This is a genomic window from Streptomyces sp. 2P-4 (genome assembly GCF_030167965.1).
GTDB lineage: Bacteria > Actinomycetota > Actinomycetes > Streptomycetales > Streptomycetaceae > Streptomyces > Streptomyces globosus_A.
In genome coordinates, this window is record NZ_CP095011.1 from 5,019,985 (window position 1) to 5,043,291 (window position 23,307).

Genomic DNA, 23,307 nt, shown 5'->3' on the forward strand with positions numbered 1-23,307 from the left:
TGACATCGTCCCACCATCCGGCGGTCCGGGTGACCGCTCTCCCCAAGGACAAGCCCCTGTTCGACGCCCGGAATATCGCCTCATAGCAGGCGAAATCCGGCCATTGGTGGGCCGGGGGGCGCGGGGGGCGGTGTCGGTGACGTTCGCCACCCCCGGTGGTCACGCGGTGTCGGCGTGCGCGGCGATGCCCGCCAGGACGCGGTCGACGACCTCGTCCGCGAAGGCGTGGGTGAGGGGGCCCGTGCGCAGCAGCCAGCGGTAGGTGAGGGGGCCCACCAGCATCTCCACGGCCACCCGCAGGTCCGTGCCGGGGGAGATGTGCCCGGCCTCGCGGGCGGATCGCAGCCGCTCCTCGTAGAGGGCGAGCTGCGGTTCCAGCAGCTGCTCCGTGAAGCGGGCGCCGAGGCCGGGGTCGGTGGCACCGGCGGCCGCGAGGGCGCGCGCGGGGGCCGCGTACGTCTCGTCGGACAGTTCGTCGACCGTCGCCCGCATGACGGCCTTCAGGTCGGCGGCGAGGTCGCCGGTGTCGGGGAAGCCGGTCCAGCCGCCCTCGTCCGCGGCCTTGCCGGAGAGTGCGAGCGAGGCGTCCAGCAGGACGGCCGCCTTCGACGGCCACCACCGGTAGATCGTCTGCTTGCCGACCCCGGCGCGGGCCGCGATCGCCTCGACGGTCAGCCGGTTGTAGCCCACCTCGCCGACCAGGGCGAGCGCCGCGTCGAGGATCGCCTGCCGGGAGCGCTCGCTGCGGCGGCTCGCGTCGGGGGCTTTCGCGTCAGGGTTCTTGCTGGTCATTCGGACAAATTAGCAACCGGAACATCTCGTCTTTCAGTCAATGTGCACATCACCCGGTCAGTCCGCTGCGCGGCTCCCCCGGAGGAGAGACGATTCACCCACCAGTCCGTGAGTCGTGAGGAGCCTTCTTTGCGCAGAGACGCCACACCCCGGCGCTACCTGATGTGCCCACCGGCACACTTCAAGGTCACGTACTCCATCAACCCGTGGATGGACCCCGGGAAACCGGTGGACCTCCCCCTGGCCATGGCCCAGTGGGAGGACCTCAGGGACCGCTACCTGTCCCTCGGGCACACCGTCGAGACCCTGGAGCCGGAGCCGGGCCTCCCCGACATGGTCTTCGCCGCGAACGGCGCCCTCGTCATCGACGGCCGGGTCCTCGGCGCCCGGTTCGCGCACGCGGAGCGCACCGGCGAGGCGGAGATCCACCGTGCCTGGTTCCGCTCGCACGGCTTCCGGGACGTCCACGAGCCGGCCCACGTCAACGAGGGGGAGGGCGACTTCGCCGTCACGGCCAGCTGGATCCTGGCCGGGCGGGGCTTCCGCTCCAGCCCCCTCTCGCACGACGAGGCGCAGGAGTTCTTCGGCCGTCCCGTCATCGGGCTGGACCTGGTCGACCCGCGGTACTACCACCTCGACACGGCACTGTGCGTGCTGGACGGCGACGAGGTGATGTACCACCCGGAGGCCTTCTCGCCGGGCAGCCGGGCCGTGCTGCGGCGGCTCTTCCCGGACGCGCTGATCGCCGGCGCCGAGGACGCGGCCGCGCTCGGGCTGAACGCGGTCAGCGACGGCCGGCACGTCCTGCTGCCGCAGGCGGCCACCGGGCTGTTCGGCCCGCTGCGGGACCGGGGCTTCGAGCCGGTGCCGATGGACCTGGGCGAGCTGCTCAAGGGCGGCGGCAGCGTGAAGTGCTGCACCCAGGAGCTGCGGACGTAGGCCCGCCCCGGCTCCGCCCCGCGCCTCCGGCCGCGGACGTCAGTCCGTGGCCGGAGGCCACTCCCGGCCCCATTCGGCGTCCCGCGCCCGCTTGTAGAGGTCGCCGTGCCGCTTGGTCACGGTGGCCCGGACCAGCCCCTCGCCCTCCGGCCCGCACAGGTCGAGCAGGACGAGGCCCTTGCGGATCTGCGGCCTGCGCGTGATCCGGGCGGCGGCCGGCTCCGCCGGGAAGCGGGTGGCCGCGACGTAGCTGAACTTCTCGTCCTCGTACGGCAGCGAGCCCCCCTTGACCTGCCGGTGCAGGGAGGAGCGGCTGACCCGCGCCGAGAAGTGGCACCAGTCCTCGCCGACGCCGATCGGGCAGGCCCCGTCGTGCGGGCAGGGCGCGGCGACGTGCAGGCCCGCCGCGATCAGCTGGTCGCGGGCCTCGCGGATGCGCAGGTAGCCCTCGGGGGTGCCCGGCTCGATGAGGACGACGGCCTGTCCGGCGCGGGCCGCCTCGGCGACGACGGCGCGCCGGGCCTCCGGGGTGAGCTCCCCGAGGACGTACGAGACGGTCACGAGGTCCGCGGCGGGCAGGGCGAGGGCCGAGCCGATGACGGCCCGCCGCCACTCGGCGCCCCGCAGCGCGGGCGAGCCGGACGCCCCGGCCAGTTCGCGGCCGAGGGCGAGTGCGGGTTCCGCCCAGTCCAGCACGGTCGTGGCGCGCGGGCCGTCCCAGGTGGCGTCGACCGCCCAGGTTGCCGCGCCCGTGCCGCCGCCGACGTCCACGTGCGAGGCGGGCGCCCAGTCCGGGGCGGCCTCGGCGAGGCCGGCGAGCGCGGAGCGGACCGCCTCGAAGGTGGCGGGCATACGGTACGCCGCGTACGCCGCCACGTCGGAGCGGTCCCGAAGGACGGGGGCGTCGGTCGGGGTGCGCCCCCGGTAGTTGGCGATCAGCCGCTCGACGGCGGCCGCGGCCTGCTTCGGCGGCAGCCCGTCGAGGAGTCCGGCCAGCGCGGACCGGAGGGTTTCGGCGGTGGTGGGGGCGGAGGCGTTCACCTCCGAAGTTTACGGCGCCCCCGGTGCCCGGCTCACGCCGCGGCAGCCGCTCCGCGGCTGCGCCAGGGCCGGCACAGGCCGAGGAAGCAGCCCGCGGCGAGGAGCCCGCAGCAGACCTGGACGACAGCCATCGGAACGGCGGTGTCCTCCCCGGCGATGCCGACGAGCGGCGAGGCGGCCGCGCCGACGAGGAACGAGGAGGTGCCGAGCAGCGCCGACGCCGACCCGGCGGCCTGCGGGGTGCGCATCAGGGCCAGCGCGTTCGTGTTGGGCAGGACCAGGCCCATCGCCGACATCAGCACGAACAGGGCGGCGGCGACCGGCGCCAGGCCGACCGGGCCGAACACGCCCGCCGACATCAGCAGCAGCGCGGCGGACGCGGCGACGACCACGGCGATCCCGCAGGCCAGGACCTTGTCGAGGCTGACCCGGCCGACGAGCAGCTTGCCGTTGACCTGCCCGGCGAGGATCAGGCCGACGGAGTTCAGGCCGAACAGCAGGCTGAAGGTCTGCGCGGAGGCCCCGTATATCTCCTGGACGACGAACGGGGAGGCCGCGATGTACGCGAACAGCGCGGCGAAGGAGAAGCCGCCGGCCAGCACGTACCCGGCGAAGACGCGGTCCGCGAGCAGCCCGCGCATGGTCCGCAGGGCGGCGCCGACGCCGCCGGTGTGCCGCTGCTCCGGCGGCAGCGTCTCGTCCAGGCGGCGCCACACGAGGAGGGTCAGGGCGAGTCCGACGGCGGCGAGGACGACGAAGACGCCGCGCCAGTCGGCGAAGCGGAGCACCTGCGCGCCGATGAGCGGGGCGATGATGGGCGCCACCCCGGAGATCAGCATCAGGCTGGAGAAGAACTTCGCCATCTCCACACCCTCGTACAGGTCGCGGACGACGGCGCGGGCGATCACGATGCCCGCGGCTCCGGCCAGGCCCTGGAGCAGGCGGAAGCCGATCAGCAGCTCGGCGGTCGGGGCGAGCGCGCAGACGGCGGTCGCGAGGACGTACAGGGCCATGCCGGCGAGGAGCGGCCGGCGGCGGCCCCACCTGTCGCTCATCGGGCCGATGACGAGCTGGCCGAGGGCCATGCCGGCCAGGCACGCGGTCAGGGTGAGCTGGACGGTGGCGGCCGGGCTGGCCAGGGCGGACGCGACCTCCGGCAGGGCCGGAAGGTACATGTCCATGGACAGCGGCGGGAGGGCGCTGAGCCCGCCGAGGACGACCATGACGAGCAGCCCCGTGCGGCGGGCGGCGGCGGTGCCGGCGCGCGGCGCCGCGGGCGCGGACTCGGTCCGCGGGGCGGGGACGGCAGCGGAGCCGGCGGCGGAGTCGGAGCCGGAGCCGGAGTCGGAGTCGGAGTCGGAGTCGGAGCCGGAGTCCGCGCCCGGGGCGGGGGCCGGGCGGGGGACGGGGGCGGAAGCGGTCGGTTCGGCGGGCGGCGTCTTCGGCGGCGGCTCGTGCGCGGCCGTCGCAGGGCCTGTCTCCGGCATGCGGACTCCAGTCTTCTCGTCGTCTTTTCACACCCCTGGCCGGTCCATGCTCTCAGCTGTCGGAACGTCCGCCGACGCGCCCGGCTTCTGCCGTACCCTGCGGCCCCATGAACGCACCTGGCATGAAGACCGCCGTGGTCACGGGCGCCGGCTCCGGCATCGGCCGCTCCGTCGCCCTCGCCCTCGCCGGCGCCGGATGGGCCGTGGCCGCCGCCGGCCGCCGGACCGCTCCGCTGGAGGAGACCGCGCGGGCGGCAGGGCCCGGAGCCGACGTGCTGTGCGTCCCCGCAGACGTGAGCTCCCCGCAGGACGTCGCCGCGCTGTTCGCGGCCGTCCGCGAGCGGTACGGCCGGCTCGACCTCCTCTTCAACAACGCGGGCACCTTCGGCCCGGGCGGGGTGCCCCTGGAGGACCTCTCCCCCGACGACTGGCGGCGCGTCGTCGACGTCAACCTCACCGGCTCCTTCCTGTGCGCGCAGGCCGCCTTCCGGCAGATGAAGGAGCAGGACCCGCAGGGCGGCCGCATCATCAACAACGGCTCCATCTCCGCCCACACCCCCCGGCCCCACTCGGTCGCGTACACGGCGACCAAGCACGCCGTGACCGGCCTGACGAAGTCGCTCTCCCTGGACGGGCGCCCGTACCGGATCGCCTGCGGGCAGATCGACATCGGCAACGCGGCCACCGAGATGACCGAGCGGATGCAGACCGGGATCCTCCAGGCGAACGGGCAGCTCGCGGTGGAGCCCGTGATGGACGCCGCCGACGTGGCCCGCACCGTGCTGCACATGGCGGAGCTGCCGCTGGAGGCGAACGTGCAGTTCGCGACGGTGATGGCGACGGCCATGCCGTACATCGGGCGCGGCTGAGCAGGCCCGCGCCGGGGGCGCCGCCGGACGGGAATGCGCCGCGGCGCACCGCAGTTGAGCCACAGCATGACGACCGAGGTACTGCGCTACACCGCTTTCTCCGACGACCCCGCCGGCGGCAACCCCGCCGGGGTCGTGCTCGACGCGAGCGGCCTGGACGACGCCGCGATGCTGCGGATCGCCGCCGAACTGGGCTACAGCGAGACCGCGTTCCTGACGGGCCCGCCGCAGGGCCTCGACGGCCCGCCCGGCCGGGCCTTCACGCTCCGCTTCTTCAGCCCGAAGGCCGAGGTCCCCTTCTGCGGGCACGCCACGGTCGCCGCGTCCGTCGCGCTGGCGGAGCGGATCGGTCCGGGCGAACTGGTCTTCGCCACCCCGGCCGGCACGGTGCCCGTCTCGGTCACCGACACCGGCAGCGGCCTGCGGGCCGTCCTGACCAGCGTCGAGCCGCACACCGAGGACATCGCCGGCTCCGACCTCGCCGAGGCGCTGGCCGCCCTGGACTGGCCGGCGGCCGACCTGGACCCGGCCCTCCCGCCGCGGATCGCCTTCGCCGGTGCCCGCCACCTCGTCCTCGGCGCGGCCACCCGCGAGCGCCTCGCCGCCCTGGACTACGACTTCGCCCGGCTGGAGGCGCTGATGCAGCGCCTGGACCTGACCACCGTGCAGCTGGTGCACCGGGCCGGCCCCGACACCTTCCACGTACGGGACCCCTTCCCGGTCGGCGGCGTCGTCGAGGACCCCGCCACCGGGGCCGCCGCGGCCGCCTTCGGCGCGTACGCCCGCGAGCTGGAGCTCGTACCGGACGAGGCCGTCCTCACCCTCCACCAGGGCGAGGACATGGGCCGCCCCGGCGTGCTGACCGTGGAGCTGCGGCCCGGTGACAGGCGGGTGCGGGTCGGCGGCGCGGGCGTCCGGATCCCCGCATGACCGCGACGGTCGCCGCCTGGCCGGAGGCCGAGCTGCCGGCGGACCTCGCGGCGCAGGTCGCCGAGCTGGAGGCGCAGGCCTGGCCGGGCGCCACGGCGGGGCACGACCCGGCGCTCGCCCCGCGGGCCCTGCTGCTGCTCGACGCGTCGGGGACGGTCCTCGCGTCGCTGGCGCTGCTGTACAAGCGGCTCCGGCACGCGGGGCGGACCTACCGCGCCGCCGGCCTGAGCGCCGTCGTCACCCGGGAGTCGGTGCGCGGCCGCGGGTACGGGCGCCGCCTGGTCGCGGCCGCACGGGCGGCGCTGGCCGCCGACCCGGGCGTGGACGTCGTCCTGTTCAGCTGCGACCGGCCGCTCGCCGGCTTCTACGAGGCGGCCGGGTTCACCCGCCTGCCCGGGGCCGTGCTGGTGGGCGGCACGCCCGCCGAGCCGCTGGCCACGGACGAGCCGGGCTTCGACAAGGAGGTGCTCGGCTACTTCCCGCCGCGCGCCGGCGGGCGCACCGGTCGGGCGGAGGACTTCGCGGGGACCCGTATCGCCCTGCACCCGGGGGCGGTCGACCGGCTCTGGTGACCGGCCGGGCGGCGGAGCGCGGCCCGCGGCCGGGCCGTGTTTGAATGCCCGCGTGAACGATCTCGACGTACTCAGGGTCTTCTGCGCGGGCGACGGGCGGTTCGGCAACCTGCTCGGCGTCGTCCGCGACGGCCGCACCTGCCCGGACGACGCGTCCCGGCAGGCGCTCGCCGCCGAACTCGGCTACAGCGAGACGGTGTTCGTCGACGACCCCGAGCGCGGGGTCGTCGACATCCGCACCCCGGGCACGCGCATGGCGTTCGCGGGGCACCCGCTCGTCGGGGTGGCCTGGCTGCTGGACATCGAGGAGCTCCAGCCGCCCGCCGGGTCCGTATGGGCCCGCGACGACGGCGAGTTCACCTGGGTCACGGTCCGGCCCGAGTGGGCCGAGGGCAAGCGCACCCGGCAGTACGCGACGCCCGGCGAGGTCGACGCGCTGCCCGCACCGCCGCCCGGCGAGGGCTGGCTGTACGCGTGGGCGTGGGAGGACGAGGCCGCGGGCCGCGTCCGCGCCCGCGGCTTCCCCCGGCGGCCCGACGGGGCCATCGCCGAGGACGAGGCCACCGGTTCGGCCGCGGCCCTGCTGACGGCGCAGCTGAACCGCGCCCTGAACATCAACCAGGGCGCGGGCTCGCAGATCCTCACCGCGCCCGGACCCGACGGCACCGTCGAGATCGGCGGGCGCGTCCGCTTCGACTCCCCGGCGCAGCCGGTCAGGCGCTGAGCGGGAACTCCGCCCCCAGCTCGCGGAAGACGGCCCCGTTGTAGTCGAAGGCCCGCTTGCACTCGTCGATGATGCGCTGCTTCTCCAGGTCGTCCGCGGCGATCGCGTCGAGGAGCCCGCGGTACTCGCGCTTGAAGGCGGCCGGGTTGGAGATGTCCGCGAAGACGTAGAAGCGGACGCCGTCGCCCTTGCGCGCGAAGCCCCAGGCCCGCTCCGCCCGGTCGCGGATGATCTGGCCGCCGGAGAGGTCGCCCAGGTAGCGGGTGTAGTGGTGGGCGACGTACCCGCCGGGCCAGGCGGCCGCGCATTCGGCGACCCGCGCCGCGTACGCCCGCGTGGCGGGCAGCGCCACCAGCGTCTCGCGCCAGGACGGGCCGCGCAGGTGCGCCAGGTCGCGCTCGATCTCGGCGACGCGCAGCAGTTCCGGACGGATGAAGGGCCCCGCCACCGGATCGCCGGCGAGGGCCTCGGCCGCGTCCTCCAGGGCCCGGTACACGAACCACAGCTGCTCGGTGTAGCGGGCGTACGCGTCGACTCCGAGCCGGCCGCCGAGCAGGTCGCTCATGAAGGAGGAGGACTCGGCCTCGGTGTGCTGCTCGTGCGACGCGACGCGGATGGCCGTGGAGAAGGCGTCCAAGACAGACCTCCGGGGAAGGGGGGACCGGGCGTGGCGGCACGGCCGCCACACCTGATCCTCCTGCTTAGGCATACCTAAGTCAATGTGTTCCCGACGCGTTGTCGGTAAAACGTCCCCGGGGGCCCGGAACCGGCTACGGCAGGGTGAGGATGTCGGCTCCCGAGTCCGTCACGACCAGTGTGTGCTCGAACTGCGCGGTCCGCTTCCGGTCCTTCGTCACGACCGTCCAGCCGTCCTCCCACATGTCGTACTCGTGGGTGCCGAGCGTCAGCATCGGCTCGATCGTGAAGGTCATCCCGGGCTGCATGACGGTCGTGGCGTGCGGGCTGTCGTAGTGCGGGATGATCAGGCCGGAGTGGAACGCCGAGTTGATGCCGTGCCCCGTGAAGTCCCGGACCACGCCGTAGCCGAAACGCTTCGCGTACGACTCGATGACCCGGCCGATCACGTTGATCTGCCGGCCCGGCTTGACGGCCTTGATCGCCCGGTTCAGCGCCTCCCGGGTCCGCTCCACCAGGAGGCGGGACTCCTCGTCCACGTCGCCGCACAGGTAGGTGGCGTTGTTGTCGCCGTGCACGCCGCCGATGTACGCGGTGACGTCCAGGTTCACGATGTCGCCGTCGCGCAGCACCGTCGAGTCGGGGATGCCGTGGCAGATGACCTCGTTGACGGAGGTGCACAGCGACTTCGGGAAGCCGCGGTAGCCCAGCGTCGACGGGTAGGCCCCGTGGTCGCACAGGTACTCGTGCGCGACGCGGTCGAGCTCGTCGGTGGTGGTGCCGGGGGCGATCAGCTTCGCGGCCTCCTCCATCGCCCGCGCGGCGATCCGTCCGGCGGTGCGCATCGCCTCGACGGTCTCGGGCGTCTGCACCTCCGGGCCGGTGTACGGAGTGGGCGCGGGCTTGCCCACGTACTCGGGCCGGCGGATGTTGCCGGGAACGGAACGGGGCGGAGAGAGCTCGCCGGGTACGAGCAGCGACTGGCCAGACATGCAAGCGAGTGTATCCAGCACTCCTGGGGCAGCATGGCGGCAGACAGGACGGTACGGAGGCGGCACGCGGCCGCGGAGGAAGGAGCCGGGGACGATGGCCCTGTTCAAGAAGCGCCAGACGGGCAAACCGGGCGAGTGGTACTACTGCCTGGTCCACAAGAAGGTCGAAGAGGGCCCCGAGTGCCCGGCGAAGGACCGTTTCGGCCCGTACGGATCGCCCGAGGAGGCGGCCCACGCCATGGAGACGGCGCAGGAGCGCAACCTCGAATGGCAGAACGACCCCCGGTGGAACGACAAGTCCGCCGAGGGCACGCCGGACGACGGGAGCGGCCCGGGCTCGGCCTCCTAGGGGGTCCGTCCGGGGCGGCGGGAGGCCGTCCGGGAGCGGCCGCGGCGCGGCAGGGCCGCCGGGGAGGCCCGGGCCGGGCGGCCGCACGGGGCGGCACCCGTTCGCGCGTACGGATCCCCGCACTACGCTCCCCCCATGACCTCTAGCGACAGCACCCAGAAGCCGCCCGCGCCCGCCAAGGCCCCCGCCAAGGACCCGTGGGACCTGCCGGACGTCTCCGGCCTCGTCGTCGGCGTCCTCGGCGGCACCGGAGACCAGGGCCGGGGCCTGGCCTACCGGTTCGCCAAGGCGGGCCAGAAGGTGGTCATCGGCTCGCGCGCCGCAGACCGCGCCCGCCAGGCCGCCGCCGGGATCGGCCTCGGAGTGGAGGGCGCCGACAACGCCGAGACCGCCCGCCGCAGCGACGTCGTGATCATCGCGGTGCCGTGGGAGGGCCACGCGAAGACCCTCGAAGCGCTCCGCGAGGACCTCGCGGGCAAGCTCGTCGTGGACTGCGTCAACCCCCTCGGCTTCGACAAGCAGGGCGCGTACGCCCTCCGGGTCGAGGAGGGCAGCGCCGCCCAGCAGGCCGCCGCACTCCTGCCCGACTCGCGGGTCACCGCCGCCTTCCACCACCTGTCGGCGGTCCTCCTCCAGGACGAGTCCGTCGCGGAGATCGACACGGACGTGATGGTCCTCGGCGACTCCCGCGCCGACACCGACATCGTCCAGGCCCTGGCCGCCCGCATCCCCGGAATGCGCGGCGTCTTCGCCGGCCGGCTGCGCAACGCGCACCAGGTCGAGGCCCTCGTGGCGAACCTCATCTCCACGAACCGCCGCTACAAGGCCCACGCCGCCCTGCGCATCACCGACGTCTGACCGCCCCGGCGGCGGCCCGGCCGGCCTCCGGAGAGGCCGGCCGCGCCCCGCGACCGTCAGCCGCGGCGGCCCGAACGGCTATCGAAGCCGGCCAGATGCGCGAGGACACCGCTGTGGAAGCGGCCCACCGCGGCGTCCACGCTGCGGATGAAGCCGGTCTCCGCACTGCCCCGGCCGCTGCCCATGCCCTTGATCAGGGACAGCCGGAACCCGGTGATCGGCACCCCGCTCGCGGGCAGCAGGTCGCCCGGTTCCGGACGGAGCCGCTCCAGCGTGCCCCGGGGGCCGTTGTCGCCCTCGACGATGCTCTCGACGTGCAGGTCCGCCGGCGCGTCCGCCAGCATCCTCACCAGCCGCTTCACCGTCGGCAGCGGGTAGGCGCCCTCCGGGGCCGCCACCTCCGCCGACGTCCGGATCCGGCCCGTGCGCAGGTCCGCGGTCACCGCGACCACGCTGGTCGTGCCGTCGATGCGCAGCTCGGCGAAGAGCCTGCCCTCCCGGCACAGCCGCTCCGCCGCGGCGACCCGCCGCGCGTGCGGGTCGCTGCCGCGCCGGGCCCGCTGCACGGGCAGCGCCTTCTGCCCCAGCTCGCCGCCGAGGCGCAGGCACACCTGGCGGATCAGCCGCTCCCAGCTCTCCACCACGCCGACGGCCCGCTCGTCTCCCGCGGAGATCGTCTCGTCCTCGACCCCCTTGCGCACGGGCACCCAGGCGGGCCCCATGTTGTGGAAGCCGTGGCATCCGGACTGCTCGTGCCGCAGGTAGGCGAGGAGCTCCTGCAGCAGCCAGGCGTGGGCCGGGTTCCCGACGCCCTCGTGGAGGAGCAGCATCTGCGCCTGGTGCGCCACCTCCGCCCAGGAGAGGTGCCACAGGCCGACCTTGTGCTTGCGCCGCCCGTCGACCTTGACGTCCACGATCGGGACGCCGTCCAGCGCCACGTCGTTGGAGAGGGTGATCACTGCCTCGTAGCCGCGGCGCGCCGCGATGTCCATGTACTCCTGCACCTGCTCCGGCTTGAGCGGGTTGCCGTTCGTCTTCGTCTCGAGCAGGGCGGTCCAGATCCGGCCGGCCCGCTCCACGCGGACCACCCCGTCGGGCCGGCGCGGGGTGTCGCCGTGCGGCAGGGACACCTCGGTGAAGGTCTGCATCCGCCCGGCCGGGGCGCCGAAGCCGGCCGTCAGGCGGCGGCCCAGCTCGGGCACCTGGGCCATCACGGACAGCAGGATCGAGGTGGCGCGGACCTCCCGCTCGCGGTCGCTCTTCAGCGTCGGCGCCGGGAACAGGCAGGCCTGCCGCCAGGTGTCGTTCTCGGCGAGCGACTTCCCGGCGGACCTGGGCAGGGTGGTCTTCTTCTTGGTCGTCCGCGGGCTGCGGGCCGTGCGCTGCACGGGCAGGGCGGGGACGGCGGGGGCGTCCGCCGCCGGTGCGGCCCGTACGGCGGCGGGGGCTGCGGCGGCCGCGGCCCCGACCGGGGCGGGGACCGGGACCGCCGCCGGGGCGGCGGTGTCCTCCCCGTCGTCGACGGTGATGCCGAAGTCCGTGGCCAGGCCGGCGAGGCCGGTCTCGTACCCCTGGCCGACCGCGCGGAACTTCCACTCCGGGCCGCGCCGGTAGAGCTCGCCGAAGATGAAGGCCCTCTCCGCGCCGGCGTCGTCGATGGAGAAGCCGACGAGCGGCTCCCCGGACCGGTCCGAGACCGTCATCCGCAGGTCGTCGAGGTCGCCGAAGCGGGCGTCGCCGTACTGGCTGGCCGCCACGACGATCCGTACGACGTCCTGCGGGACGGCGGTGAGGTCGAGGCTGATCCGGTCCTCCTCGCCGCTGTCCGTCGGCGTCTTCCCCAGCAGCTGGACGCTGCCGTCGGCGGCGGCCGGGTTGTTGTAGAAGACGAAGTCGTCGTCGCTGCGGACCTTGCCGCCCTCGCCGAGGAGGAGGACGGACACGTCCGCGTCCCCGGCCCCCGAAGCGCTCGTCCAGCCCAGGCTGACCACGACGGATCCGGAATCCTCGCTGAGGGCGGTCAGGTTGGTGTTGCCGCCCTTGGTGACTTCCTGCACGCGTACCCCCCAGTCGCCCGGCGCCCGCTGCGGCGGGCCGAGCGGGCCGGGCTGTCGTTCTGCCTCTGTGCTCGCGGCGCGTGATGCGCGACACACCCTCGGGCGCACCATAGCGGCGCGGGAGGGCGCGGATCCGGCGAACGGGGAAAAGGGCCGCGGGCGGGGCGGGGGGTGGCGGCGTGGGGCTGTGCGGGGCGTGGGGGACACTGGAGGGGCTCGATGCCGTTCCGTGCCCCGTCTAGGAGACGTACCCCATGCCCCGCCTCGCCGTCTTCGCCCTCCTCGTCTGCGTGCTGTCCGTGGCGGCGGCCGTGGTGGCCTTCGTCGAGGGCAGCTTCCTCGGCATCGTCTGGGTGCTGCTGGCCGGCCTGTCCTCCAACATGGCCTGGTACTACATCCGCCGCGAGCGGGCCCGCAAGGCCGCCCGCCAGGCCGGCTGACCCGCCGGCCCGCCCGGCGTCAGGGCTGCGGTACCGCGCAGAAGCCCTCGGTGTCCTCCCAGAAGCGGAACAGGTCGAACCCGCAGTAGCTGTCGAGGTCCGGCACGCCCAGCGCCGACAGGGCGCCGTGGACCACGTCGAAGAAGACCGCGTTCACGGCCGGGATCCACAGCAGTGCGAACACCGCGATCAGCCCGACCGGCGCCAGCGGCGCCAGCTCCCGGCGCACCCGGTACGACAGCCAGGGCTCGATGACCCCGTAGCCGTCGAGGCCGGGCACCGGCAGGAAGTTCAGGATCGACGCCGACACCTGCAGCAGTGCGAGGAACGCCAGCGCGAAGCGGAACGGCTGCGGCACCCCGTCGAGGGCGCCCAGCCAGAACGGGGCGGTGCAGACGACGGCGAACGCCACGTTCGTCAGCGGGCCCGCCGCCGAGATCAGGCTGTGCTTCCAGCGGCCCCGGATGCGGTCCCGCTCGATGAACACGGCGCCGCCCGGCAGGCCGATACCGCCCATGATCACGAAGACCAGCGGCAGGACGACGCTGAGCAGGACGTGCGTGTACTTGAGGGGGTTCAGCGTCAGGTAGCCCTTCGCGCCGACGGTGAGGTCGCCGCCGTGCAGGGCCGTCCGGGCGTGCGCGTACTCGTGCAGGCACAGCGAGACCAGCCACGCCGACGTGACGAAGAGGAACACCGCGAGCCCGGCGCTCTGCGAGTAGCCCGTCCACACGGCCCACCCCGTGACCGCCATGATCGCGACCATGCCGAGGAAGACGGAACTGACCTGGCGCTCACTGCGCGTCCCCTGATGAACCATGCCGCGAAACCTACCGCGCGCCCCCGGCGGCCGCGGAAGGGGGCGGGGGCAGGGCTCCGCACCGGGCCGCGACCGGGCCGAGCGGGTGCCACTGGGGCGCGTGGGGCGGACGGGGAAAACGGGGCGGGGGCGGGCGCCCCTGTGGGGACAATGGGGCGGTGCGCTACGCGATCCTCGGTTCCGTTCAGGTCGTCCGGGGCGACGGGACGCCCGTCGCCGTCGGCGGGGCGCGGCTGCGCGCCCTGCTGACCGCGCTGGCCCTGCGGGCCGGGCGGGCCGTGCCGGTGCACCTGCTCGTCGCCGACGTGTGGGCCGGCGAGCCCCCCGCCGACGGGCCGGCCGCCCTGCAGGCGCTGGTCGGGCGGCTGCGGCGGGCCCTGGGCCGGTCCGCGGTGCGTTCCGAGGAGGGCGGCTACCTGCTCGCGGCCGCCCGTGAGGACGTCGACGCGTACCGCTTCGAGCGGCTCGTCCGGGCCGCCGCCGCGGCCGTCGGGGCAGATCCGGCGCAGGCCGCGGCCCTGTACGACGAGGCGCTGGCGCTGTGGCGCGGCCCGGCCCTGGCCGACCTGCCCGAGCCGGGCGCGGAGGCCGCGCGCTGGGAAGCCGTACGGGCCGACGCGCGGCGGGGCCGGCTCGCGGCGGCCCTCGGCCTCGGCGAGGCGGAACGCGCCCTGCCCGAGCTCGCCGAGCTGTGCGGGCGGCACCCGCTGGACGAGCCGCTCCAGGCGCTGCGGATCCGGGCGCTGCGGGACGCGGGGCGGGCGGCGGAGGCGCTCGCCGCCTACGAGGAGGTCCGGCAGGAGCTCGCCGCCCGGCTCGGCACGGACCCCGGGCCGGCCCTGCGCGCCCTGCACGCCGAACTCCTCGCGCCGCCGCCCGGGCCCCCCGGGCCCGCAGCCGTTCCGGAGGCGCGGCCGGGGAACCTGAAGGCGCGGCTGACGACGTTCGTCGGGCGCGAGGAGGACATCCGGGCCATCGGCGCGGACCTCGGACGGGCCCGGCTCGTCACCCTGCTGGGGCCGGGCGGCGCCGGCAAGACCCGCCTGTCGCAGGAGGCCGCCGAGGCCCACGCCGCGGGCGCGGCCGGCCGGCAGCGGTGGCCCGACGGCGTGTGGTTCGCCGAGCTCGCCCCCGTCAACGACCCGGACGACGTCCCCGAGGCCGTCCTCACCGCGCTCGGCGCCCGCGAGACCAAGCTGCGCGGAGCCTCGGCCGAGGAGCTGCGGGCCCTGACCGAGCGGGCGGGAGACGAGCCGCTCGCCCGCCTCACCGAGCACTGCGCCCGGCGCGGCATGCTGCTGGTCCTCGACAACTGCGAGCACGTCGCCGGGGCCGCCGCCGAGCTGGCCGAACGGCTGCTCACGCACTGCCCCGGGGTGCGGATCCTGGCCACCAGCCGCGAACCGCTCGGGGTGCCGGGGGAGTTCCTCCGGCCCGTGGAGCCGCTGCCGGACCATGCCGCGCTGCGGCTCCTCGACGACCGCGGCGCCGCCGCCCGCCCCGGCTTCACCGTCGCCGAGGACCCCGACGCGGCCGCCGAGATCTGCCGCCGCCTGGACGGCCTCCCGCTCGCGATCGAGCTGGCGGCGGCGCGGCTGCGGCTGCTGACGCCCCGGCAGATCGCGGACCGGCTGGACGACCGGTTCCGGCTGCTGACGGGCGGCGCGCGTACCCTCCTGCCGCGGCAGCAGACGCTCCGCGCGGTCGTCGACTGGTCGTGGGAACTCCTCGACGCGGCGGAACGCCGCGTCCTGGCCCGCCTGTCGGTCTTCGCCGGCGGCTGCGACCTGCCCGCCGCCGAAGCGGTCTGCGCCGACCCCGGTCCCGGTCCCGGTCCCGGTCCCGGTCCCGACCCCGATTCCGGCCGCGGTCCCGGTGCGGGCGGGCGCGGCGGCGCCGTCGTCCGGACCGGGGACGTCGCCTCCGTCGTCGGGTCGCTCGTCGACAAGTCGCTCGTCATCGCCGCGCCCGGGCCCGGCGGCATGCGGTACCGGATGCTGGAGACCGTCGCCGAGTACGCCCGGGAGCGCCTCGCCGCCGAGTCCGGGGAGGCCGGGGCCGCCGAGCGGCGGCATCTCGTGCACTACCGGGAGTTCGCCCGGGCCACCGAGCCCCTGCTGCGCGGGGCGGGCCAGCGGGAGGCCGGGGAGCGGCTCGCCGCCGACTACGAGAACATCCGCAGCGCGCTGCGCCGGGCGGTCGCGGCCCGGGACGCCGGGGAGGCGCTGTGCCTCGTGCACTGCCTCGTCTGGTACTGGCAGATGCACGACCTGCGTGCCGAGTGCCGGCACTGGGCGAACGCCGTCGCCGAGCTGGGCCCGGACCCCTTCCGCGCGCCCGTCGCCCCGGCCGGCCCGGTGCCCGACCGGATCGCCGACACGCCGCCGCCGTACCGCGGGGAGGCGCTCACCGAGGCCTGGCGCGGCATCCGGCTCCTCCAGCTCGCCGCACGGGACCAGAACAGCGAGAACTGGAACTCGCCGGAGGTGCGCCCGCTGATCGAGGGCGTCCTCGCCGCCTACCGGCCGGGCCTGCCGCAGACCTGCCGGGCCCCCGGCTCGCTGTGGATCTACGCGGTGATGATCGGCGGGGACGCGGAGATGCTGCGCCGCACCATCGACGCCACCGTCGAGACGGCCCGCGCGTTCGACTACCGCTGGGAGCTCGCCGTCGCCCTGCAGCTCCGGGCGAACGTACTGGCCAACCGGGCCGCATGGGCGGGCGACGCCTCCCGCGACGCAGAGGAGAGCCTCGCGCTGTTCACCGCGCTCGGAGACGACTGGGGCTGCGCGGAGGCGCTGTCGGCCCGCGCCGAGGCCCGCGAGAAGCACGGCCTGTACGCGCTCGCCGCGGACGACTTCCGGGCGGCCATCCGGCACGCGGAGCGGCTCGGCGCGCCCTCGCAGGTGACGGTGCTGCGGGTGCGCATGGCCGGGGTGCTGATGGAGAGCGGGCGGTACGCCGAGGCCGAGGACCTGCTCGCCGACGTGCTGCGCGCCATGCCCCGCAGCTACGGCAACGAGGCCATGCCGGCCGCCCACCTGTTCATGGCGGTGTGCCTGGGGCGCAGGGGCCGTATCGCCGAGGCCCGCGCGCACATCCGCCGGCTGCGCGAGGAGTTCGCCATGGGCGCGTACGCCGTCTTCGACTGCTACCTGCTCGCCACGATGGCCTGGCTGGACAACCAGGACGGCTGCCACAAGCAGGCGCTGGCCGTGCTGCGGCAGGCCCTGGAGTCCGCCCGGGACCCGCTGGCCGACATGGTCGCCCCGCAGCTGCCCGCCGTCTACGTGCTGACGGCGGCCCGAGCGCGGGCCGGGCTCGGCGGCCGCGAGGAGGCGCTGCGCGCCGCCCGGCTGCTGGGCGCGTACCGGGCGCTGCTGCCGGACGGGCACGTCCCGGTGGCGACGGAGCGGGAGGACCGGGCCCGCGCGGAGGAGCTGGTCCGGGGGGAGCTGGACGACGCCGCGTACGGGGCCGCGTACGCCGAGGGCGGCGGCCTCACCCTGGAGGAGGCCGCCGCCCTCATCTGACCCGGCCCCCCGCCGGGGGCCCGTCCGGGACGCGATCCGGAGCGGACCGGCCGGCCGGATCAGGTCTTCTGGCGGAACTTGCGCACCGCGAGCGGCATGGTGACGGCCGTGATGGCCAGCGACCAGGCCAGGGTCACCCACACGGCGTGGGCGACGGGGCCGCCGTTGATCAGCGCGCGGGCCGCGTCGGCGAGCTGGGACAGCGGGTTGTAGTCCGTGAAGGACTGCAGCCAGCCCGGCATCGTCGACGGCGGGGCGAAGATCGAGCTGCCGAACTGGAGGGGCATCAGGACCATCATCGCCACGCCCTGCACGGCCTGGGCGTTCTGCAGGGTCAGGCCCAGCAGGATGAAGATCCACATCAGGGAGGCGCCGAAGACGGCGGACAGCCCGATGGCCAGCAGCAGGTCGGTGAACGACGTCTTGATGGAAAGGCCCAGCAGGAAGCCGACCCCGAGCAGGATGGTGATGGCGATCAGCGTCCGCCCCAGCTCGACGACGATCTTCGCGAGGAGGACGGACGACCGGGCGATCGGCATGGACCGGAAGCGGTCCATGACGCCCTTCTTGAAGTCGTCGTTCACCCCGATGCCGACGCCCATGGCGACGTTCAGGCCCATCATGGCCATCAGGCCGGGGACGACGTAGTTGACGTACGCGTCCTGGTTGCCCCTGCCGGAGATCGCGCCGCCGAAGACGAACACGAACAGCAGCGTGAACACGATCGGCATGAACACGACGTCGAACATCGACTGGGGGTCGGCCTTGAGCTGCATGACGTTGCGGCGGGCCAGGGCGGAGATGTGCCGCAGGTTGGCCCGCAGGCCGATGCGGCCCTCCCCGGGCAGCGGGCCCGTCCCGGCCGGTGCGGCGGCCGCGGCGGCGGCGGGCTTGCTCGTGGTGGCGGTGCTCATGCCGCGACCTCCGTGTTCTTGTCGGTCCGGTCGGTCCGGCCCGCGCGGCCGGTCTGCTGCCCCTCGGCCGGCGGCGCGTCCTGCGCGTCGGCGGTCCGGTGGCCGGTGATGGCGAGGAACACCTCGTCCAGGCTCGGCAGGTAGGTGCCGAGGTCGGCGATCGCATGGCCGCGGGCGGCCAGCAGGCCGACCACCGCCGTCAGCTGCTCGTCGCTGAGGATCGGGACGAGCAGGACGCCCTCGTCCGGCACGGCCTGCGCCCCGGCGATGCCGTCCAGGCCGGCCTCGGCGAGGGCGCGCGCCATGCCCGGCAGGTCGGAGGCCGAGGCGGGCCGGATCCGCAGGGTGCGGCCGCCGACACGCGCCTTCAGCTCGTCGATCCTGCCGCCCGCGACGACCTGCCCGCGGTCGATGACGGTCAGCTCGTGCGCGAGGTGCTCGGCCTCCTCCATGTACTGGGTGGTGAGCAGGACGGTGGCGCCCTCGGCTACCATCCGCTGCACCTCGTCCCACACCTCGTTGCGGGTGCGCGGGTCGAGGCCGGTGGTGGGCTCGTCCAGGTACAGCACGGCCGGCCGGCCGATCATGGAGGCGGCCAGGTCGAGGCGGCGGCGCATGCCGCCCGAGTACGTCATGGCGGGCTTGCGCGCGGCCTCCGTGAGGGAGAACCGCTCCAGCAGCTCGTCGGCGCGGGCGCGGGAGTCCTTGCGGGACAGGTCCAGCAGCCGGCCGATCATGTACAGGTTCTCCCAGCCGGAGAGCTTCTCGTCGACCGAGGCGTACTGGCCGGTCAGGCCGATGGTGCGGCGCAGCTGCCGCGGCTGGCGGACGACGTCGTACCCGGCGACGCGGGCGGTGCCGGCGTCCGGGACGAGCAGCGTGGACAGGCAGCGGACCAGGGTGGTCTTGCCCGCGCCGTTGGGGCCGAGGACACCGAGGACGGTGCCCTCGCGGACGTCCAGGTCGACTCCGTCCAGGGCCTTGGTCTCACCGAAGTGCTTGACCAGTCCCCGGACCTCGACGGCGTTCGGGCCGTACTGGGGGTTGTTGTCGGTTCGCGTCATGGCCCCAGGGGACCAGCCGCCACCGACAGACCACCGACAGACCACCGACAGACCGCGGCAGCGGCGACGACGGCAGGACGCCGGCGGGCCGGCAGCCCGCCGGCCGCGCGGGGCGGTCGGCGGCCTGCCGGCCCGGTGGTCCGGCGCCGGCCGGCGGGATCAGCGGATCCGCGCCGGACGGCGGGAATCCGCTGATCAGTGGAAGCTGTGCTGCTCCTGCGGGAACGCCCCGCCGACGACGTCCTCGGCGAACGCCTTCGCCGCGCCCGTCATCGTGGCGCGCAGGTCGGCGTACTGCTTGACGAACTTCGGCATCTTCCCGCCGGTCAGGCCCATCATGTCCGTCCAGACCAGCACCTGCGCGTCGCAGTCCGCGCCCGCGCCGATGCCGACCGTCGGGATCTGCAGCGAGCGGGTGACCTCGGCGGCCAGCTCGGCGGGCACCAGCTCCAGCACCACCGCGAACGCGCCCGCGTCCTGCGCGGCCTTGGCGTCGCGGAGCAGCTGGTGCGCGGCCTCGTCGCCGCGGCCCTGCACCCGGTAGCCCATCGCGTTGACGGACTGCGGGGTCAGGCCCAGGTGGGACATGACCGGGATGCCGGACTGCACGATCAGCTCCGTCTGGTGCAGCGAGCGCTCGCCGCCCTCCAGCTTCACCGCGCCGACGCCCGCCTCCTTCACGAGCCGGGTGGCGCTGCGCAGCGCCTGCACCGCGCCCTCCTGGTACGAGCCGAACGGCAGGTCGCCGACGACGAGGGCCCGGCTGGTGCCGCGCACGACGGCTGCGGACAGCAGGGTCATCTCGTCCATCGTGACGGGGACGGTGTTCTCGTAGCCGAGGTGGCAGTTGCCCATGGAGTCGCCGACGAGGATGACCGGGATGCCGGCCTCGTCGAACACGGAGGCGGTCATCGCGTCGTACGCGGTGAGCATCGGCCACTTCTCGCCGCGCTCCTTGGCGAGCGTGAGGTCGCGGACGGTGATCCGGCGGGTGCCGGTGCCCCCGTACAGGGTGGGGGAGGCTGCTTCGCGGGCAGGCGAAACGGCATGCGTCATGGCAACTGCTCCTTGTGTCATCTCGAGGCGCCCTGACGGCGTCCCCGGACTCACCCACCATGGTGGCACCTGGCCGGGCCGCCGCGAAAGTGGGGGAGCGACCGGTGCGTCACACTCCCCGCCGGGGCGAGTCGGCCCCGAGGCCGCCCCGAGGCCCCCGCAGGTGCTCCGCTGCGTCCGTTCGGATGAGCGAATGGCACGCGTCCGAGCGAATGTGCGCGTTTCGTGACAACAGGAACCCGCGCCGCACGGCCGTTCGTCCTCCCGGACGTACGGCCGGAACACCGGCACGGAAGGCTCCGTCCATCGCCTAGGGTCATGGTGCGGGAACGGAGCGCGAGCAGGGCAGCGAGGGCAGTGGCATGGCACAGGCGTACATGGCGGAGACCGGGAACGGCGGCTCGGAGCGCGAGCCCTCCGGATCCGGCCTCCGGCGCCGCCTGGCCGAACTGCGCCGCGACAGAGGGATCTGGCGGCGCGGGATCGCCACCGCCGTCCTGGCGGTCGTGCTCGCCCTGGTCATGATCTTCCATGCTCAGCTGCCGAACGACGTCGGCAACCTGGGCAGCCTCACCGAGACGTTCCTGCCCTGGCTGGGGCTGCTCGTCCCCGTCCTCGCTGCGTGCGCCGCATTCCGCCGCTCGGCGACGGCGCTGATCGCCTGCCTGCTGCCGGCGGTGGTGTGGCTGAACCTCTTCGGCGGCCTGGTCTTCGGCAAGTCCGGCTCCGGCGGCGACCTCGTCGTCGCCACCCACAACGTCGACGCGGCCAACCCCGACCCGCGGGCCACCGCCGAGTCGGTGGCCCGCTCCGGGGCCGACGTGCTGGCCCTGACCGAGCTCAAGGGCAGCGCCGTCCCCTCGTACGAGAAGGCCCTGGCGGGCACGTACAAGTACCACGCGGTGGAGGGCACGGTCGGCGTGTGGAGCAGGTACCCGCTGACGGCCAGCGGGCCGGTCGACATCCGGATGGGCTGGACGCGGGCCATGCGCACCACCGTGGAGAGCCCGCGCGGCCGGATCGCCGTCTACGTGGCGCACCTGCCGTCCGTCCGGGTGAAGCTGAACGCCGGCTTCACGGCGAACCAGCGCGACAACAGCGCCGGCGCGCTCGGCGCGGCGCTCGCCGCCGAGCCGCTGGGCAAGGTCGTCCTGCTCGGCGACCTCAACGGCACCATGAACGACCGCTCGCTGCGCGAGGTCACCTCGCAGATGCGCTCCACGCAGGGCGCCGCCGGCGAGGGCTTCGGGTTCAGCTGGCCGGCGGCGTTCCCGATGGCGCGGATCGACCAGATCATGGTCCGCGGGATGAAGCCGGAGGCCTCCTGGACGCTGCCGCGCACCGCGAGCGACCACCTTCCGGTGGCCGCCCGGGTGACGGTCGGCACGTAGCGCGCCGGGCGGGCGGGGGGCCGGGCGGCGGCCCGCCCGCGGGCGTCAGGCCTGCTCGCGCCAGCCGTTGGTGACGGGCAGGCGGCGGTCCTTGCCGAAGCCCTTCGCGGAGATCTTCGTACCGGGCGGGTACTGGCGCCGCTTGTACTCCGCCGCGTCCACCATCCGCAGCGTCCTCGCCACCAGCCCGCGGTCGAAGCCTGCGGCGACGATCGCCTCCAGCCCCTGGTCGCGGTCCACGTACAGGGCGAGGATCGCGTCCAGCACCGGGTAGTCCGGCAGCGAGTCGGTGTCCACCTGGCCGGGCCGCAGCTCGGCGCTCGGCGGTTTGGCGATGGAGTTCTCCGGGATCGGCGGGGTCTCCCCGCGCTCCTCGGCGGCCCGGTTGCGGTACCGGGCGAGGCGGAACACGTCCGACTTGTAGACGTCCTTGATCGGGCCGTACGCGCCGACGGAGTCGCCGTACAGGGTGGAGTAGCCGACGGCCAGCTCCGACTTGTTGCCCGGGGCGAGGACGATGTGGCCCTCCTGGTTGGAGAGCGCCATCAGCAGGGTGCCGCGCAGCCGGGACTGGAGGTTCTCCTCGGCGAGGCCGGTCAGGCCGACGGACCCCATGTAGGCGTCGAACATCGGCTCGATGGAGACGGTCCGGAAGTTGAGGCCGGTGCGCCGGGCCAGCTCGGCGGCGTCCGTCCGGGAGTGCTCCGAGGAGTACTTCGACGGCATGGAGACGCCGTACACGTTCTGCGCGCCGACGGCGTCGCAGGCGATGGCGGCGACGAGAGCGGAGTCGATGCCGCCGGACAGCCCGATCAGGACCGATCGGAAGCCGTTCTTCCGGACGTATGCGCGCAGGCCCACGACCAGCGCGTCGTACACCTCCTCGTCGTCGTCGAGCCGCTCGCCGCCGCCGCCGGCCGCGACCGGCTCGTACGGCTCGACGGGCTCCTCGGAGAGGACGACGCGGTCGATGCGCAGCCCGTCGTCGACGACGCCCTCGGGGGCGTCCGGCCGGGCCGCCGGCAGGTCGAGGTCGACCAGGACGCAGCCCTCGGAGAACTGCGGGGCGCGGGCGAGGACCTCTCCGTCCGCGCCGACCACGATCGAGTCGCCGTCGAAGACGAGGTCGTCCTGGCCGCCGATCATCGCGAGGTAGGCGAGGGTGCAGCCGGCCTCCTGGGCCCGCTTGCGGACCAGTTCGAGGCGGACGTCGTCCTTGTTCCGCTCGTACGGGGAGGCGTTGACCGAGATCAGCAGCCCGGCCCCGGCGGAGCGGGTGGCGGGGACGCGGCCGCCCTCCTGCCAGAGGTCCTCGCAGATCGCGAGGGCGACGTCGACGCCGCGGACCCGGATCACCGGCTGGGTGCCGCCGGGCACGAAGTAGCGGAACTCGTCGAAGACGCCGTAGTTCGGGAGGTGGTGCTTGGCGAAGCGGAGTACCACCTCCCCGCGGTGGAGGACGGCGGCCGCGTTCTCCGGGGAGCCCGCGGGCAGGCCCAGGCGGGGGGTGGCCCGCTCGCTGCGGTCGAGGTAGCCGACGACGACCGGCAGCTCGCCGAGGCCCTCGTCGGCCAGCCGGACGGCCAGTGCGGCCAGGGCGGAGCGGGAGGCCTCCACGAAGGAGCCGCGCAGTGCGAGGTCCTCCACGGGGTAGCCGGTCAGCATCATCTCGGGGAACGCCGCGAGGTGGGCGCCCTGCTCGGCGGAGTGCCGGGACCAGTGCACGACCGAGTCGGCGTTGGCGGCGATGTCGCCCACGTGCGAGTCGATCTGGAGGAGAGCGAGGCGAAGTTGGGGCACGGGGCCAGTGTAATCGTCTTTCTGACGCTATGGGGCGGCGGCC

21 protein-coding genes are annotated in these 23,307 nt (G+C 74.6%); 10 read left to right on the forward strand and 11 right to left on the reverse strand.

From position 1 onward, the window contains the following. Window positions 1–159 precede the first annotated feature (159 nt). Window positions 160–792 carry a TetR/AcrR family transcriptional regulator gene (locus MUK52_RS22245; protein WP_114057363.1) on the reverse strand — a complete coding sequence of 211 codons (633 nt, stop codon included), beginning with the start codon at window positions 790–792 and terminating at the stop codon, window positions 160–162. A 108-nt stretch (window positions 793–900) separates the two neighbouring features. Here MUK52_RS22245 and ddaH point away from each other — a divergent pair, with 108 nt between their 5' ends. Continuing rightward, window positions 901–1,731, forward strand: a complete 831-nt coding sequence (ddaH, locus tag MUK52_RS22250; protein ID WP_342777134.1) for a dimethylargininase — start codon at window positions 901–903, stop codon at window positions 1,729–1,731. A 39-nt stretch (window positions 1,732–1,770) separates the two neighbouring features. Here ddaH and MUK52_RS22255 read toward each other — a convergent pair whose 3' ends face one another. Next, a complete protein-coding gene (locus MUK52_RS22255) occupies window positions 1,771–2,772 on the reverse strand; it encodes a small ribosomal subunit Rsm22 family protein (RefSeq protein ID WP_284579447.1) in 1,002 nt (333 codons plus the stop codon). Window positions 2,773–2,804: 32 nt separating this feature from the next. Beyond that, window positions 2,805–4,259, reverse strand: a complete 1,455-nt coding sequence (locus MUK52_RS22260; protein ID WP_284579449.1) for a multidrug effflux MFS transporter — start codon at window positions 4,257–4,259, stop codon at window positions 2,805–2,807. Window positions 4,260–4,366: 107 nt separating this feature from the next. On the opposite strand from MUK52_RS22260, the gene MUK52_RS22265 reads away from it, so the two are divergent. From MUK52_RS22265 to MUK52_RS22280, 4 genes are all read left to right on the forward strand, one after another. After that, window positions 4,367–5,128: an SDR family oxidoreductase gene (locus tag MUK52_RS22265; RefSeq protein WP_284579451.1), complete on the forward strand. Its 762-nt coding sequence runs from the start codon at window positions 4,367–4,369 to the stop codon at window positions 5,126–5,128. Window positions 5,129–5,194: 66 nt separating this feature from the next. Continuing rightward, entirely contained in the window at window positions 5,195–6,058 is an 864-nt protein-coding gene (locus tag MUK52_RS22270) for a PhzF family phenazine biosynthesis protein (protein WP_114057358.1), read from the forward strand. Continuing rightward, entirely contained in the window at window positions 6,055–6,630 is a 576-nt protein-coding gene (locus MUK52_RS22275) for a GNAT family N-acetyltransferase (protein ID WP_114057357.1), read from the forward strand. The genes MUK52_RS22270 and MUK52_RS22275 overlap by 4 nt, the downstream gene beginning before the upstream one ends. A 52-nt stretch (window positions 6,631–6,682) precedes the next feature. Then, window positions 6,683–7,354: a PhzF family phenazine biosynthesis protein gene (locus MUK52_RS22280; RefSeq protein ID WP_114057356.1), complete on the forward strand. Its 672-nt coding sequence runs from the start codon at window positions 6,683–6,685 to the stop codon at window positions 7,352–7,354. Here the strand turns inward: MUK52_RS22280 and MUK52_RS22285 are convergent. Both MUK52_RS22285 and map read right to left on the reverse strand, forming a co-directional pair. After that, the gene (locus tag MUK52_RS22285; RefSeq protein ID WP_284579454.1) at window positions 7,344–7,991 is read right to left on the reverse strand and encodes a biliverdin-producing heme oxygenase; all 648 of its coding nucleotides are present in this window, start codon (window positions 7,989–7,991) and stop codon (window positions 7,344–7,346) included. The genes MUK52_RS22280 and MUK52_RS22285 overlap by 11 nt on opposite strands. A 133-nt stretch (window positions 7,992–8,124) precedes the next feature. Further along, window positions 8,125–8,982, reverse strand: coding sequence for a type I methionyl aminopeptidase (map, locus tag MUK52_RS22290; RefSeq protein WP_114057354.1), 858 nt, complete (start codon window positions 8,980–8,982; stop codon window positions 8,125–8,127). A 94-nt stretch (window positions 8,983–9,076) separates the two neighbouring features. On the opposite strand from map, the gene MUK52_RS22295 reads away from it, so the two are divergent. Together MUK52_RS22295 and npdG are read left to right on the forward strand one after the other, a co-directional pair. Next, window positions 9,077–9,331 (forward strand): hypothetical protein, encoded by a 255-nt coding sequence (locus MUK52_RS22295; RefSeq protein WP_114057353.1) that lies wholly within the window; start codon window positions 9,077–9,079, stop codon window positions 9,329–9,331. A 135-nt stretch (window positions 9,332–9,466) separates the two neighbouring features. Beyond that, window positions 9,467–10,189, forward strand: a complete 723-nt coding sequence (gene npdG, locus MUK52_RS22300) for an NADPH-dependent F420 reductase (protein WP_114057352.1) — start codon at window positions 9,467–9,469, stop codon at window positions 10,187–10,189. A 56-nt stretch (window positions 10,190–10,245) separates the two neighbouring features. On the opposite strand, the gene MUK52_RS22305 is transcribed toward npdG, so the two are convergent. Further along, window positions 10,246–12,246: a TerD family protein gene (locus MUK52_RS22305; RefSeq protein ID WP_284579459.1), complete on the reverse strand. Its 2,001-nt coding sequence runs from the start codon at window positions 12,244–12,246 to the stop codon at window positions 10,246–10,248. A gap of 254 nt (window positions 12,247–12,500) precedes the next feature. Here MUK52_RS22305 and MUK52_RS22310 point away from each other — a divergent pair, with 254 nt between their 5' ends. Next, window positions 12,501–12,686, forward strand: coding sequence for a hypothetical protein (locus MUK52_RS22310; RefSeq protein ID WP_114057351.1), 186 nt, complete (start codon window positions 12,501–12,503; stop codon window positions 12,684–12,686). 19 nt (window positions 12,687–12,705) lie between these two features. Here the strand turns inward: MUK52_RS22310 and MUK52_RS22315 are convergent, their stop codons facing one another. Then, complete coding sequence (locus MUK52_RS22315) at window positions 12,706–13,506, reverse strand: site-2 protease family protein (RefSeq protein ID WP_284579462.1); 801 nt, start codon at window positions 13,504–13,506, stop codon at window positions 12,706–12,708. Between the two features lie 158 nt (window positions 13,507–13,664). On the opposite strand from MUK52_RS22315, the gene MUK52_RS22320 reads away from it, so the two are divergent. Continuing rightward, entirely contained in the window at window positions 13,665–17,039 is a 3,375-nt protein-coding gene (locus MUK52_RS22320; RefSeq protein WP_284579464.1) for an ATP-binding protein, read from the forward strand. A 59-nt stretch (window positions 17,040–17,098) separates the two neighbouring features. Here the strand turns inward: MUK52_RS22320 and MUK52_RS22325 are convergent, their stop codons facing one another. From MUK52_RS22325 to panB, 3 genes are all read right to left on the reverse strand, one after another. Beyond that, window positions 17,099–17,953, reverse strand: a complete 855-nt coding sequence (locus MUK52_RS22325; protein ID WP_284579466.1) for an ABC transporter permease — start codon at window positions 17,951–17,953, stop codon at window positions 17,099–17,101. After that, a complete protein-coding gene (locus MUK52_RS22330; protein WP_114057347.1) occupies window positions 17,950–19,017 on the reverse strand; it encodes an ATP-binding cassette domain-containing protein in 1,068 nt (355 codons plus the stop codon). Before MUK52_RS22330 ends, MUK52_RS22325 begins: the two co-directional genes overlap by 4 nt. 195 nt (window positions 19,018–19,212) lie before the next feature. Further along, on the reverse strand, window positions 19,213–20,073 hold the full coding sequence (panB, locus tag MUK52_RS22335) for a 3-methyl-2-oxobutanoate hydroxymethyltransferase (protein WP_114057346.1): 861 nt from the start codon (window positions 20,071–20,073) through the stop codon (window positions 19,213–19,215). Window positions 20,074–20,435: 362 nt separating this feature from the next. Between panB and MUK52_RS22340 the strand changes: the two genes are divergently transcribed. After that, window positions 20,436–21,464, forward strand: coding sequence for an endonuclease/exonuclease/phosphatase family protein (locus tag MUK52_RS22340; protein ID WP_114057345.1), 1,029 nt, complete (start codon window positions 20,436–20,438; stop codon window positions 21,462–21,464). 45 nt (window positions 21,465–21,509) lie between these two features. Here MUK52_RS22340 and MUK52_RS22345 read toward each other — a convergent pair whose 3' ends face one another. Further along, on the reverse strand, window positions 21,510–23,264 hold the full coding sequence (locus MUK52_RS22345) for an NAD+ synthase (protein ID WP_114057344.1): 1,755 nt from the start codon (window positions 23,262–23,264) through the stop codon (window positions 21,510–21,512). Window positions 23,265–23,307 lie beyond the last annotated feature (43 nt).